We start from the raw sequence: 13,960 nt of genomic DNA on the forward strand, positions 1-13,960 counted from the left end.
CGGCGCCGGACACGCTTGAAACCCGAAAGCCCGCTTGCCCACCTCGCCGCGCGAGGCGGGTCTCAAAGGACCGGACCAGACCAGTGCAGACGCTTCGCCTGTTGTTCCGCTACGCCCCGATCAAGATCATCGCTCTCGCTGCCGCTCTCGTGCTCACGCCCCGCTGGGCCAGCGCCGAGGCGCTGCTGCTCGTCGAAGCCGATACCGGCAAGGTGCTGGAAGCGCAGAACGCGACCTATCCATGGTATCCCGCGTCGGTCACCAAGCTGATGACGGCCTATGTCGCCTTGAAGGCGGTCAAGGACGGCAGGATCACGCTTGACACGCTGTTCACGGTCTCACCGGCCGCGGCATCACAGTCGCCGTCGAAGATGGGCTATCGGCCCGGCACGCAGGTCACCGTCGACAACGCGCTGAAGATGATGCTGGTGAAGTCCGCCAACGACATGGCGGTGGTGCTGGCCGAGGGCGTCGGCGGCTCCATCGACGGCTTCTCGGCGATGATGAACGACACCGCTCGCAAGCTCGGCATGACGCAGACCAGCTACGTCAATCCGAACGGACTGCCGGCCGACGGCCAGATCACCTCTGCGCGTGATCTCGCGATCCTGGCGCGCGCCATCATCCGCGATCTTCCCGAGTACGAATACTTCGTGCACATCCCGTCGATCCGCTACGGCCGCCGCGTCGTGCAGAACTTCAACAAGCTGATCGGGCGCTATCCCGGCGCCGACGGCTTCAAGACCGGCTTCATCTGCGCTTCGGGCTACAATCTGGTGGCGTCGGCGACCCGCAACGGCAAGCGCCTGATCGCGGTGGTGCTCGGCGCCTCCTCAGGACAGATGCGCGCCGTGCGCGCGATCCAGATGCTGGACCGCGGCTTCAACGGCAACCAGTTGAGCTGGCTGAAATCGCCGCTCGGCACAGTCGATCAGCTGGCCCCCGTCGACGCGACACCGCCCAACCTGCGCGACGACATGTGCAACGGCCGCCGCCACCGACCAGCCAGCGACGACGACGAGGACACCGTTGCCGGCGCGGACGGCGAAGCGACCGGCGGCACCCTGCTCGCCGGCCTGCAGGCGCCGACCATGAAGCCGTCCGAGCTGCTGGCGGCGGCGCCCGTCCCGTCCGAGCCGGTGCTGGTCTACACCGGCCCGACGCGCACCGGCGCGGCGCTGATCGCCGCCGTAGCCGCCGATGCCGACGCTCAGACCCCGGCCAGACACCGCGGCAAGAAGGCGCATGCCGCCGCGCGGAAGGATGCCAAGCCGACGACCCGGACCGCCGCCAAGACCGATGCGGATGCGAAGGCCGCGGCGAAGCCGGAGGCCAAACCGGCGGAGGCCAAGCCGGGCGCGGCACGCCACGTCGCCGCCAAGCACGATGCCGGCGCAAAACCGGCGGAAAAGACCGGCTCCGACGCGCCCAAGCCCGCCAAGCCCAAGGCCGCCGCAAAGCCGAAGACGGCCGGCAAGCCCGCGCCGAAGGACGGCTGATCCGGCGCGGCCCATAGGGCCGCAGCCGACTGGGCCCAGCCTCCGCCCGGCCTCCTTACCCTGCCGCTTTCGTCGACACGCCGGCCGCTTGCCTTGAAGGGCCGGAAATTCGATATTGGCCGCCGCCAGCTTCCCGAGCGAGGCTGGCGGACGCCAATACACGAACAAGAGACGATCAGAGAGGAAGGGTCATGGAGCGCATCTGGCTCAAGCACTATCCGGCCGGCGTTCCCGCCGATATCGATCCGGGCAAATACCCGTCGCTCGTCGACCTGCTGGAAGAGAGCTTCAGGAAATTCGCCGATCGCCGCGCCTTCATCTGCATGGACAAGGCGATCAGCTATCGCGAGCTCGACGACATGTCGGTCGCGCTGGGCGCCTATCTGCAGGGCCTTGGGCTGGCCAAGGGCGCGCGCGTCGCGCTGATGATGCCGAACGTGCTGCAATATCCGATCGCGATCTCCGCGGTGCTGCGCGCGGGCTACGCCGTCGTCAACGTCAACCCGCTCTACACGCCGCGCGAGCTCGAGCACCAGCTCAAGGATTCCGGCGCCGAAGCGATCATCGTGCTGGAGAACTTTGCTCACACGGTGCAGCAGGTGGTCGGCCACACCCAGGTCAAGCACATCGTCGTCGCCAGCATGGGCGACCTGCTCGGCTTCAAGGGCGTGATCGTCAACCTCGTCGTCCGCCGCCTGAAGAAGATGGTGCCGGCGTTCTCGCTGCCGGGCGCCGTGCCCTTCAACGATGCGCTCGCGGCCGGCCGCGGCAAGCGCTTCCAGAAGCCCACCATCGGTCCGGACGACGTCGCCTTCCTGCAATATACCGGCGGCACCACCGGCGTCTCCAAGGGCGCCACGCTGCTCCATCGCAACGTCGTCGCCAACGTGCTGCAGAACGACGCCTGGCTGCAGCCAGTGATGGACAAGCCGCCGCATGTCGATCAGCTGCTGATCGTCTGCGCGCTGCCGCTCTACCACATCTTCGCGCTGACCTGCTGCTTCCTGCTCGCGGTGCGCGCCGGCGGCGCCAATCTGCTGATCCCCAATCCGCGCGACATCCCCGGCTTCATAAAGGAGCTGATGAAGTATCAGGTCACCACCTTCCCGGCCGTCAACACGCTCTACAACGGCCTGCTGCATCATCCTGACTTCCGCAAGATCGACTTCTCCAAGCTGAAGGTCTCCAACGGCGGCGGCATGGCCGTGCAGCGCCCGGTGGCCGAGCAGTGGAAGCAGGTGACAGGCTGCAGCATCGCCGAAGGCTACGGCCTGTCGGAGACCGCGCCGGTCTTGACCTGCAACCTGCCGACCTCGACCGAGTTCACCGGCACGATCGGCCTGCCGCTGCCGTCGACCTGGCTGTCGATCCGCGACGACGACGGCAACGAGGTGCCGCTCGGCCAGCCCGGCGAGATCTGCGCCAAGGGCCCGCAGGTGATGGCGGGCTATTGGAACAGGCCCGACGAGACCGCCAAGGTGATGACCGCGGACGGCTTCTTCCGCACCGGCGACATCGGCGTCATGGCCGCGGACGGCGCGATCAAGATCGTGGACCGCAAGAAGGACATGATCCTGGTCTCCGGCTTCAACGTCTATCCGAACGAGGTCGAGGAAGTGATCGCGACCCATCCGGGCGTGCTGGAGACCGCCGTGATCGGGCTGCCGGACGAGAAGACCGGCGAGGTCGTCAAGGCGTTCGTGGTGAGGAAGGATCCCGACCTCACCTCCGAGGACATCATCAAGCACTGCCACGAGCAGCTCACGAACTACAAGGTGCCGAAGCAGATCGAGTTCAGGACCGAGCTGCCGAAAACCAATGTCGGCAAGATCCTGCGCCGGGAGCTGCGCGACGAGAAGAAGAAGCCGGCGGCGGCGGCCTGAGTCCATTGGCGCCGCAAGCGCCGGCATGCGATGACGGACGTACGATGACGGATACGTGATCACGGCGGGCCGTTGCCGTTTCCGGTGCGCCGAATAGTGTAGCGCGCACCGCGCAAGACACATCTAAAAGACACATCCAGGGGAAGGAGTAACTCGAATGACCATCCAGGTTGGCGATAAGCTGCCGCAGGCCCAATTCCGCGTCATGACCGGCGAAGGCCCACAGGTCAAAACCACCGACGACATCTTCAAGGGCAAGAAGGTCGCGCTGTTCGCGGTGCCCGGTGCCTACACCGGCACCTGCCACAAGATGCATCTGCCGAGCATCTTCCTCAACGCCTATGCGCTGAAGGACAAGGGCGTCGACACCATCGCGATCGTCTCGGTCAACGACGCCTTCGTGATGAATGCCTGGAAGCGCGACACCGACCAGCGCGACGAGGCCGTGTTCCTGGCCGACGGCAATGCCGAGTTCACCAAGGCGATCGGCATGGAGCTCGACGCCTCCGGCGCCGGCCTCGGCATCCGCTCCAAGCGCTATTCGATGCTGGTCGAGGACGGCAAGGTCACCAAGCTGAACCTCGAAGCCGCTCCGGGCAAGGTCGAGGTCTCCGGCGGCGACACGCTGCTCGGGCAGCTTTAGGCCAGCATGGCTTGATCTGAATTGAAGGCCCGCGCTCACGTGCGGGCCTTTTGCTCATTTGGTCCTGCGTGCTTTTACCGAACCGAGAAGAGTATCTGAAACGTTCTATCGCTAGGGAGAAACAGGAGCGGGCTCGGAGGTCGTATGACAGCAATCCTGATCACCTGCGCCTTGGCCGTATTTTGCCTATGGCGCATGCGCCGGGCACACGAGGATGCGGCAGAGCATTGGGCGAGCGGCTTGGCCCGCGACCCGCTCTACTGGATCGGCAGCGTCATGGCGCTGATCGTACTCGGATTGGCGATGTACATAGCCCGTGAGCATATGGGCTTCACGGGCGCAGGACGCTGGTTCTGGGGCGCAGAACTCATACTGATCGTTGCGACTCTCTTGGTCCGCCGGACGCTCAAATGGCGGTATGGCTAACTCCGCACGTTCTTCTGCATCCTGGCCATCGCCACGCCATCGCGTGCCAGTTGATCGGCGCGCTCGTTCTCGGCGTGGCCGGCGTGGCCCTTGACCCAGTGCCAATTGACCTTGTGCGGCTTCAGCGCGGCATCGAGCCGTTGCCAGAGCTCGGCGTTCTTGACCGGCTTCTTGTCCGCGGTTTTCCAGCCGTTGCGCTTCCAGCCGTGGATCCAGCCGGTGATGCCCTGCCGGACATATTGGCTGTCGGTGTAGAGCTCGACCTGGCACGACTTCTTCAGCGCTTCCAGCGCGGAGATCGCGGCCATCAGCTCCATGCGGTTGTTGGTCGTGTGCGGCTCGCCGCCCTTGAGCTCTTTTTCCTTGTCGCCGAAGCGCAGGATCGCGCCCCAGCCGCCCGGCCCCGGATTCCCCGAGCAGGCGCCATCGGTGTAGATGCTGACGACCGGATGCTCGCTCACGCCACGGCTCCACCGATGCCGTAGTCGCGCACGCTGGTCACCGCCTGGTGGAAGCGCAGCTTGCGGACATATTCGAGCGGGTCCTTGGGCTTCACCAGCGCGCCGGGAGGCACGTTGAGCCAGTCCACCAGCCGCGTCAGCAGGAAGCGGATCGCGGCGCCGCGCGCCAGCAGCGGCAGCGCCTCCTGCTCGTCCTCCGACAGCGGCCGGACGCGGCCATAGGCGTTGAAGAAGGCGCGCGCCTTGGTGACGTTCAGCGAATGATCGGCCTCGAAGCACCAGGCGTTGAGGCAGATCGCGACGTCATACGCCAGAATGTCGTTGCAGGAGAACGGGAAGTCGATCAGCCCCGAGAGCTTGTCGCCGAGGAAGAACACGTTGTCCGGAAACAGGTCGGCGTGGATGACGCCTTCCGGCAGATGCGTCGGCCAGGAGCGCTCGAGATGATCGAGCTCGGCGGAGAGCAGCGCGGAGAGGCCGGCCTGCACCGTGTCGGCGCGGTCGGCGGCCTGCGCGAACAATGACCGCCAGCCGGCGACCGAGAGCGGATTCTTGCGCACCAGCGGGAAGTCGCGTCCGGCCAGATGCATCTGCGCCAGCGCCGCGCCGACGCCGGCGCAGTGGGTGACGTTCGGCTTGCGCGGCCACATGCCTTCCAGGAAGTTGATGATCGCCGCGGGCCGGCCGGACAGACTCGAATACACCGCCCCGTCGCGGTTGCGGGCGGGCTGCGGACAGCTCACGCCGCGCTCGGCGAGGTGGGCCATCAGCCCGAGAAAATACGGCAGATCGTCCACCGCCACGCGCTTCTCGTACAGCGTGAGGATGAAGGAGCCCTTGGTGGTGTGCAGCAGGAAGTTGGAGTTCTCGACCCCTTCGGCGATGCCCTTGTAGGAGAGCAGCTCGCCGATGTCGTAGGTCTTGAGGAAGTCCGCAAGCTCGTCGGCGGCGACGTCGGTATAGACCGCCATACCCTGTCCTGGTTCTCGAAGTTCGCCGGCCCCGCCTCCCCCGACGCGAACTTCATCACCGGGGAGGCTCGTTTGCGCCCTTCATCGCGCATGCGGGCGCCGCGTTCAAGACGGATGCGCCGGCGGTGGACCAAAAAGAGCGGCCGCCAGGGCCGCCTTTACTCGGCCGCGGCTTCCGGCCGCAGCGAGCGCGGCAGCGGGAAGAACTCGTTCTCTTCCGCCGCCGAGACCGTCTCGACATGGAGCACGTAGCGCTCGGCGAAGGCGCCCATGATCTCCTCGACGATCACCTCCGGCGCCGAGGCGCCGGCGGTGATGCCGAGGCTCTTGATGCCCTCGAAGCGCGCCCAGTCGATGTCCGAGGCACGCTGCGCCAGCACGGCAATCGGGCAGCCCTCGCGCTCGGCGACCTCGCGCAGGCGCTGCGAGTTCGACGAGTTCGGTGCGCCGACCACGATCAGCGCGTCGACCACCGGCGCCACCTTCTTGACCGCCAGCTGGCGGTTGGTGGTGGCGTAGCAGATGTCTTCCTTGTGCGGGCCCGAGATGTTCGGGAAACGGCCCTTGAGGATCGCGACGATATCCTTGGTGTCGTCGATCGACAGCGTGGTCTGGGTGACGAAAGCGAGGTTGTTGGGATCCTTCGGGGTGAAGGTCGCCGCGTCCTCGGCGGTCTCGATCAGCGTCACGGCGCCCGCCGGAAGCTGGCCGACGGTGCCGACCACCTCCGGATGGTGCGAATGGCCGATCAGCAGGATCTCGCGGCCGCGCTTGAAGTGGATCGCCGCCTCGCGGTGGACCTTGGTGACCAGCGGGCAGGTCGCGTCCAGGGAGAAGAAATTGCGCGCCTGGGCCTCGGCCGGAACCGATTTCGGCACGCCATGCGCCGAAAAGACCACCGGTGCGTTGGTACTGTCGGGAATCTCCGCCAGTTCCTCGACGAAGATGGCGCCCTTGGTCTTCAGGCTGTCGACGACGTATTTGTTGTGCACGATCTCGTGGCGGACATAGACCGGGGCGCCATAGATGGCGAGCGCCCGCTCCACGGTGTCGATGGCGCGCACCACGCCGGCGCAGAAGCCGCGCGGCGAGCAAAGCACGATTTTGAGGTCTGGTTTGGCTGCCATGGGGCTGGTCTAAGCTGATCTTTGCGGGCTGGTTTCGGCGACCACGGACCCCCGGGCCGGCAAGCGGGGGCGGTCGATACGCGAGGAGCTTGGGTCTGACACTGGTTTGGGTAGGACTTGGGACTGCTTTCGAGCGCTGTCAAGGCCGTTTTCTCCAGGCCATTGCGCCATGCCCCCGGGACGGCTTATATAGGGCCAATTCCCGTCATCGCCGATGACCGCAGGTTTCGCCTCCAGGGCCGGGGCGGAGCACAAAGGAGATTTGCCATGAGCAACGCCCCGCTGATGCCGAAGGCAACTGCCGTGTGGCTGGTCGACAATACTGCCTTGACCTTCGACCAGGTCGCCGATTTTACCAAGATGCACCCGCTCGAGGTGCGCGCCATTGCCGACGGGGACGCCGCCCAGGGCATCAAGGGCATGGATCCGATCTCGACCGGGCAGCTCACCCGTGAGGAGATCGAGAAGGCCGAGCGCGACCCGAATTACCGCCTGCGGCTGCAGGAGAGCAAGGTCGTGCTGCCGCCGCAGCCCAAGCGCAAGGGCCCCCGCTACACCCCGGTGTCGCGCCGCCACGAGCGCCCGAGCGCCATCCTCTGGCTGGTGCGGAACCATCCCGAGCTCAAGGACGCCCAGATCATGCGCCTGGTCGGCACCACCAAGACCACCATCGCCAGCGTGCGCGACCGCACCCATTGGAATGCGCAGACGCTGACGCCGATGGACCCGGTGACGCTCGGCCTGTGCTCGCAGATCGAGCTCGACTTCGAGGTCCAGCGTGCCGCCAAGGAAAAGCCGCTCGACGCCAATTACAGCGGCGCCACCCTGCTCCCGGCCTCCGAGACCACCCGCAAGGACGAGTACGAGCCGGCGGGCCGCGACGAGGACGATCTCAACGTCGACGCCGTGTTCGCCAAGCTCAAGACCATCGGCGGCAAGAAGCAGGACGACGAGGAGTAGGACGCGGGCGTCCGTCTCTCGATCGCCAAAGGCGCGTGACACGTCCTTCGCTGTCGTCCCGGCGAACGCTGGGACCCATAGCCAAAGGATCGCGTAACTGCCCGAGATGGTTGTGACTCAGCGCCTCGTTTCTCACTCCCGCTGCGGCGTATGGGTCCCGGCTCAAGGCCGGGACGAAAGCGGTGGGGAGGCGCGGGACTCGCGACAAACCAAGTTTCGCCAAAACAGACCTCCCAAAAAAATGGCGCCGGGAATACCGGCGCCATGACAGTCTTGGGAGGAACTGAAAAAATCAGAACTTGTAGGTGACGCCGACGCCGACCAGCCACGGATCGATGTTGGCGCGGCCGGTGACCGGAATTGCGCCGTTGACGGTCGCCGAGTAGTTCGGCTGCAGCCACAGCTTCTTGACGTCGACGTTCAAGCCCCAGTGCCTGTCGAGCATGTAGTCGAAGCCGAACTGGACCGCGGCGCCCCACTGGTTGGAGATGTGCAGGTTGGTGACGGCGAGACCGTTCCACACCTGGTTCGCGGCGCTCTGGTTGAAGAAGACCGTGTAGTTCACGCCGGCACCGACATAGGGCTTGAAGGCGCCGAAATCGGTGAAGTGATACTGCAGGGTCAGCGTCGGCGGCAGCAGCCACGCCTTGCCGATGTTGAGACCGTCGAGCGAGCCGGTGCCGCCGATGGAATGCCGGGTGACGCCGAGGATCAACTCGGCCGCGATGTTCCTGGTGAAGAAGTAGCTGATGTCGAGCTCGGGCACGACCGAGTTGGAGATCGACAGGCCGGAGTTCGGCGACGACAGCGCCGGCACGCCGGTCACGTTCACGCTGGAGCCGCCGGCATCCGGCAGCACGCCGAGCGCTCGCACACGAAGCATCCACGGATTCCACGCTTCGACCACCGGCGCCTTGGTGTAGACCGGCGCCGCCTGCAGGTCGGCTGCTTGCGCCGAGCCCATGGCTCCGCAGATCGCCGCCAGCACCAGCAGCGACGACGAAAGTTTCAAGATTCTGTTCATCGAAGTCCCCATAGCCACCCTTGAGCAACATTTGCGCGGGCACAGCCGCGCCTTGCGGTCGCAGATGTGGCAGGGACGCCATGGACTTGGATTTGATCTCAATCAATCGGCATTGTTGCAGTGCCGATGTCACGCAACTGTTGCATCGAAGTCACGCGCCATGAGAGGCGCTTGCACGTGCGCTCAGGGCCGATCGGGATGGTTCATCATGTATTCGCCGAGATCGCGCTGCCGGCGATCGGCGCGCGCCTCGGCGCGTTGCCGCTGCACGTCGCGGTCCTTGCGGCAGGCGACATATTCGGCGGAGCCCGGCGCGACCTTGCCGCCGGCCTGACAGACCGCATCGTCATCGTCATTGCCGAGCGCCACTGCAGGACCCTGGTTGCGGGAGGCGCAGGCCGTGAGCGAAAATACGGCCATCAGCACCAAGGCCAGGCGGGCGGAGGTCTGTCGCATCGAACGTTCCATTCTCGTCAATCGGGCTGGTCTCGGCCGTTGCTTGACGACAATGGGCGCCCGGGTCAAGCCCGGGGCACGTTCAGCGGCGCCGCGTCAGACGCGGCTCTTCAGCGCCTCGCCGATTTCCTCGAGCACCTTGGGATCCTCGATCGTGGCCGGCATGCTCCATTGCTCGCCGTCGGCGATCTTCTTGATCGTGCCGCGCAGGATCTTGCCGGAACGCGTCTTCGGCAACCGGCCGACGGTGATGGCGAGCTTGAACGCAGCGACGGGGCCGAGCTTGTCGCGCACCAGCGCCACGATTTCCTTCTCGATTACAGACGGGCTGCGCGAGACGCCGGCCTTGAGCACGAGGAAGCCGCAGGGCACCTCGCCCTTGATCGCATCCTTGATGCCGAGCACGGCGCATTCGGCGACGTCCGGATGCGAGGCCAGGATCTCCTCCATGCCGCCGGTCGAGAGCCGGTGGCCGGCGACATTGATGATGTCGTCGGTGCGGCCCATCACGAAGACGTAGCCGTCCTCGTCCTTGTAGCCGGCGTCCGAGGTCTTGTAGTAGCCGGGGAACTCGCTGAGATAGGACTCCTTGAAGCGATCCTCCTGCTGCCACAGCGTCGGCAGGCAGCCCGGCGGCATCGGCAGCTTGATCACGATCGAGCCCATGGTGTTGGCGGGCACTGGCCTCGCCGCCTCGTCGACGATGTCGACTTGGTAGCCCGGCATCGGGACCGTCGGCGAGCCGTGCTTGACCGGCAAGAGGCCGAGGCCGGCCGGATTTCCGGCGATGCACCAGCCGGTCTCGGTCTGCCACCAGTGGTCGATGACCGGCACCTTCAACTGCTGCTCGGCCCATTCCACGGTCGGCGGGTCGGCGCGCTCGCCGGCGAGGAACAGCGTGCGGAACTGTGACAAATCGTATTTGCGCAGCAACGTGCCTTCGGGATCTTCCTTGCGGATGGCGCGGAACGCGGTCGGCGCCGTGAACAGCGCCACCGCCTTGTGGTCGCTGATGACGCGCCAGAACGCGCCGGCATCGGGCGTGCCGACCGGCTTGCCCTCATACATCACCGACGTCGCGCCATGGATCAGCGGGCCGTAGATGATGTAGCTGTGGCCGACCACCCAGCCGATGTCGGAGGCGCACCACCACACCTCGCCCGGCTTGATGCCATAGAGATTCTCCATTGACCATTTGAGCGCGACGAGGTGCCCGCCATTGTCGCGCACCACGCCCTTCGGCTTGCCGGTCGTGCCCGACGTGTAGAGGATGTAGAGCGGATCGGTCGCCAGCACGGGCACGCACGGCGCCGCCTTGCCATTGGCGAGCGCGGACTTGCGCAGCGCGGCCCAGTCGTAATCGCGGCCGGGCTTGAGCTCGCAGACATGCTCGGGACGCTGCAGGATGATGCAGGCCTTGGGCCTGTTGTCGGCGAGCTCGATCGCCTGGTCGAGCAGCGGCTTGTATTGCACGATGCGGCCGGGCTCGATGCCGCAGCTCGCCGATAGCACGAGCTTTGGCGTCGCATCGTCGATGCGGGTGGCGAGCTCCTTGGCCGCGAAGCCGCCGAATACGACCGAATGCACCGCGCCGATGCGCGCGCAGGCGAGCATCGCGACCATCGCTTCCGGCACCATCGGCATGTAGAGGATAACGCGGTCACCCTTGCCGACGCCGAAATCCTGCATGATCGCGGCGAGCGTCTGCACCTCCTTCAGCATCTCGGCATAGGTGAGCTTGGTGACCGAGCTGGTGAGCGGCGAATCGTGAATCAGCGCCAACTGCTCGCCGCGGCCGGCGGCGACGTGGCGATCGAGCGCGTTGTAGCAGGTGTTGACGACGGCCCCAGTGAACCAGCGGCCATAGGCGCCCATCGACGGATCGAAGATCTTTTTGGCCGGCTCGATCCAATCGATCGCGCGGGCGGCCTCGGCCCAGAACCCTTCGGGGTCCTGCAGCGACCGTGCATGGACCTCGTGATAGCGGCTCGCAGCGCTCATGACGTTTCCCCAAGATCTGTGTTTATTCCCGACTATTGTCACGGGACAAAGCGACAGTTCAAGCCGTCATGAATTGATCCAGATCAGGCGGGCCGGACGTCCGGGCCATTTTCCGGGCCGGATCAATGCGCTGCGTCGCGGAGGGTATCCAGGCGACGCTGCAGGGCTAGACGAAGGTCGTAGCCCGGCTTGCCGAAGCGGGCGTTGCGCTCGGCGATGAAGTCACGCTGCCTGCTGCGCAGTTCGGCAGCGGCGCGGCCGCGCGAGGATTTCAGCAGCCGGGCGTAGCTTTCGGAAATGCCGAGATCGAGCACCGAGAGCTGCGGGTCGGCACAGATGACCTTCTCGACCTCGCGCACGGCGGTGGCGCAGTCGAAGGACGGCCCGCTGCGCTCCGACGGCGCATTCAACGGACGCGGCGGCTCGGCGCCGAACTTCTTGATCTCGGCCAGCACGACGCGCCGGCCGGCGATGGCATTGTCGTTACCGGGATCCAGCCGCAGCGCCGCCTCGTAGTCGGCCAGCGCCTTGGCGCGCTCACCCATCTTCTTGAACAACACCGCGCGGTTGTTGTAGGCGAGCGCGAAATTCGGATCGAGCCGCAGCGCCGCGTCGTAGTCGCTGAGCGCCGCGCCGAGTTCGTTCTTGAACTGATGGGAATCGCCGCGATTGGTGAAGAAATTTGCCCGTTGCTCCATCCTGATCGCCTGGTCATAATCGGCGATCGCCTTGTCGTACTCCTTCATGGCGGCGTAGGTGAGGCCGCGATTGTCGTAATATTCCGACACCTTCGGATCGCGCCGGATCGCCTCGTCGTCATCGGCCAGCGCCTTGTCCATCTGGCCGAGCTTCTTGTAGGCCGCGGCACGATTGGTGAATGTGCGCGGCCGTTCCGGGTCGAGCCGGATCGCCTCGTCATAGTCGCGCACGGCCTTCTCATTGTCGCCGCGCAGGTAGAAGGCGACGCCCCGGTCGGCATAGGCCTGCGCGTAGTCGGGCTTCAGCCGGATCGCCTGGTCGTAGTCGGCCAGAGCGCGATCAAGACGGCGCTGCTCGGTATGGACAACGCCACGCAGCTCATAGGCTTCGGCGTCATTCGGATCGAGCGAGATCGCCATGCTCAGATCGGCCGCCGCCTTGCCGGCATCGCCACCGGCTTCGCGCATCAGGTCGCCTCGCAGCCGATAGGCGCGCGCATTCTTGCCGTCGAGCGCGATGGCACGGTCGAGATCCTTCAGGGCCTGGGTCAGGCCGCTGGAGGTGCGGGCACGGGCGTCGGCACGGGCGACCAGGGCGATGGATTGATCCTTCGGCGAACCCGATGCCTGCTCGATTGCCGTCGAGCAGGCGGCGATGAGTTCGGACGGGGGCGCCTTGCTGCCCAAAGCGCATTCGGGGTCCGCGGCGAATGCTGGCCGGGCCCCGAGGCCAAGGACAAGCCCGGCTGCAAGACCCAGCGCGAGGTAGGACGAGCGGGATGAAATCGAACGAATGAAAGCGTGCATCGGCATGGACTCGGCTCGAATTCCGACTGTTGCGGGTTGAGATGCTGATCTCCCCCGTTGTCGTCTCCGGACGAAACCCGGTTCAAGCGGCCACGCCGATGGTCAATAGCCGTCGACGCCGTTCAGCCGCCGCAGGCGGTCCTGCATCGCCTTCTTGAGATCGTAGCCGGGCTTGCCAAAGCCGGCGTTGCGCCGCGCGATGAACGCGTCCTGCTCGCGCTGCAGGGCGCGCGCCGCGGCGGGGCCGGCCGCCTCGCGAACGACGCGGGCCTGCGCGCCGTCGATCTCGCGATCGAGATTGGCGAGCTCCGGATCGGCGCAGATCGCTTTCTCCACGGCGCGCCGCGCCATGGCGCAATTGAAGCTCGGCCTGCCCGCGACGGCCATCTGCGCGCCCAGGCGCTCGAGCTCCACTGCGAGCGCGTGGTAGTTGCTGCGGGCGCTGGCGTGATCCGGATTGAGCCGCAGCGCCGCGGCGAAATCGGCCAGCGCCTTCGGACGGTCGCCCTTCTTGCGATGCAGTTCGCCGCGCGCATTGAAGATGCTGGCGAGCGTCGGGTTGAGCTGCAAGGTCACGCCGTAATCGGCGATGGCGCGATCGATCTCACCCCTGGTGATGAAGATCGAGGCGCGCGCGATCAGCGCGTTGATGCGATCGGCCCTCGCGGCCTTGGGATTGTCGATCACGGCGCCGCATTCGGTGAGCACCTTGTCGCCATCGCGCGCCTCCGAGGCCGCCATACAGGCACCGGCATCCACCGCCAGCTCCTTGCCGGGCTCGGCCGCGCCGACCGCATGGGCCTGGGTCGAGACCAGCCATCCGAGCGCGACAAGCGCAGCGAGGCGCAGCATCCCATCCCGGCGATCGGCTGCAGCCCATGAGGAGACGGATGCGGTCAAGGCAGATGGCTCTCTCAGGTCGTGGGCGATCCGGCACGGCGCGGGCGTAGCCGCCGCCGCGGCGACTTCAACTATACAGCGGCAGCCGCGGTGCGACAGTCCTT

Annotated in this window: 13 protein-coding genes; 5 read left to right on the forward strand and 8 right to left on the reverse strand. The window is 66.1% G+C overall.

The window, feature by feature from the left end; all coding sequences use genetic code 11:
* The first annotated feature begins 83 nt into the window (after positions 1-83).
* The 4 genes from QX124_RS16335 to QX124_RS16350 all read left to right on the forward strand — a co-directional run bounded on the left by QX124_RS16335 (position 84) and on the right by QX124_RS16350 (position 4,451).
* Positions 84-1,499, forward strand: a complete 1,416-nt coding sequence (locus tag QX124_RS16335) for a D-alanyl-D-alanine carboxypeptidase family protein (protein ID WP_315797710.1) — start codon at positions 84-86, stop codon at positions 1,497-1,499.
* A 191-nt stretch (positions 1,500-1,690) separates the two neighbouring features.
* The gene (locus QX124_RS16340; RefSeq protein ID WP_315797711.1) at positions 1,691-3,382 is read left to right on the forward strand and encodes a long-chain fatty acid--CoA ligase; all 1,692 of its coding nucleotides are present in this window, start codon (positions 1,691-1,693) and stop codon (positions 3,380-3,382) included.
* A 157-nt stretch (positions 3,383-3,539) separates the two neighbouring features.
* Positions 3,540-4,025, forward strand: a complete 486-nt coding sequence (locus QX124_RS16345) for a peroxiredoxin (protein WP_315758853.1) — start codon at positions 3,540-3,542, stop codon at positions 4,023-4,025.
* A gap of 144 nt (positions 4,026-4,169) precedes the next feature.
* A complete protein-coding gene (locus tag QX124_RS16350; RefSeq protein ID WP_315797712.1) occupies positions 4,170-4,451 on the forward strand; it encodes a hypothetical protein in 282 nt (93 codons plus the stop codon).
* Here QX124_RS16350 and rnhA read toward each other — a convergent pair.
* The 3 genes from rnhA to ispH form a co-directional block, all read right to left on the reverse strand.
* Positions 4,448-4,912, reverse strand: a complete 465-nt coding sequence (gene rnhA / locus QX124_RS16355) for a ribonuclease HI (RefSeq protein WP_315716299.1) — start codon at positions 4,910-4,912, stop codon at positions 4,448-4,450. The two genes, QX124_RS16350 and rnhA, sit on opposite strands and share 4 nt — an antisense overlap.
* Entirely contained in the window at positions 4,909-5,883 is a 975-nt protein-coding gene (locus QX124_RS16360) for a homoserine kinase (RefSeq protein ID WP_315797713.1), read from the reverse strand. The genes rnhA and QX124_RS16360 overlap by 4 nt, the downstream gene beginning before the upstream one ends.
* Before the next feature lie 158 nt (positions 5,884-6,041).
* Entirely contained in the window at positions 6,042-7,010 is a 969-nt protein-coding gene (ispH, locus tag QX124_RS16365; RefSeq protein ID WP_315716301.1) for a 4-hydroxy-3-methylbut-2-enyl diphosphate reductase, read from the reverse strand.
* A gap of 267 nt (positions 7,011-7,277) precedes the next feature.
* Between ispH and QX124_RS16370 the strand changes: the two genes are divergently transcribed.
* Positions 7,278-7,970, forward strand: coding sequence for a DUF1013 domain-containing protein (locus QX124_RS16370; protein ID WP_315736123.1), 693 nt, complete (start codon positions 7,278-7,280; stop codon positions 7,968-7,970).
* A gap of 292 nt (positions 7,971-8,262) precedes the next feature.
* On the opposite strand, the gene QX124_RS16375 is transcribed toward QX124_RS16370, so the two are convergent.
* The 5 genes from QX124_RS16375 to QX124_RS16395 all read right to left on the reverse strand — a co-directional run bounded on the left by QX124_RS16375 (position 8,263) and on the right by QX124_RS16395 (position 13,808).
* Positions 8,263-8,994 carry an OmpW family protein gene (locus QX124_RS16375; RefSeq protein WP_315736122.1) on the reverse strand — a complete coding sequence of 244 codons (732 nt, stop codon included), beginning with the start codon at positions 8,992-8,994 and terminating at the stop codon, positions 8,263-8,265.
* Between the two features lie 183 nt (positions 8,995-9,177).
* Complete coding sequence (locus tag QX124_RS16380) at positions 9,178-9,450, reverse strand: hypothetical protein (protein ID WP_315736121.1); 273 nt, start codon at positions 9,448-9,450, stop codon at positions 9,178-9,180.
* Positions 9,451-9,546: 96 nt separating this feature from the next.
* Positions 9,547-11,451 (reverse strand): propionyl-CoA synthetase, encoded by a 1,905-nt coding sequence (locus QX124_RS16385; protein ID WP_315797714.1) that lies wholly within the window; start codon positions 11,449-11,451, stop codon positions 9,547-9,549.
* Positions 11,452-11,573: 122 nt separating this feature from the next.
* The gene (locus QX124_RS16390) at positions 11,574-12,956 is read right to left on the reverse strand and encodes a tetratricopeptide repeat protein (RefSeq protein ID WP_315797826.1); all 1,383 of its coding nucleotides are present in this window, start codon (positions 12,954-12,956) and stop codon (positions 11,574-11,576) included.
* A gap of 102 nt (positions 12,957-13,058) precedes the next feature.
* A complete protein-coding gene (locus QX124_RS16395) occupies positions 13,059-13,808 on the reverse strand; it encodes a tetratricopeptide repeat protein (RefSeq protein WP_315777847.1) in 750 nt (249 codons plus the stop codon).
* Positions 13,809-13,960: the final 152 nt, after the last annotated feature.

This window comes from Bradyrhizobium sp. SZCCHNRI3043 (genome assembly GCF_032377735.1).
Taxonomy (GTDB): Bacteria; Pseudomonadota; Alphaproteobacteria; order Rhizobiales; family Xanthobacteraceae; genus Bradyrhizobium.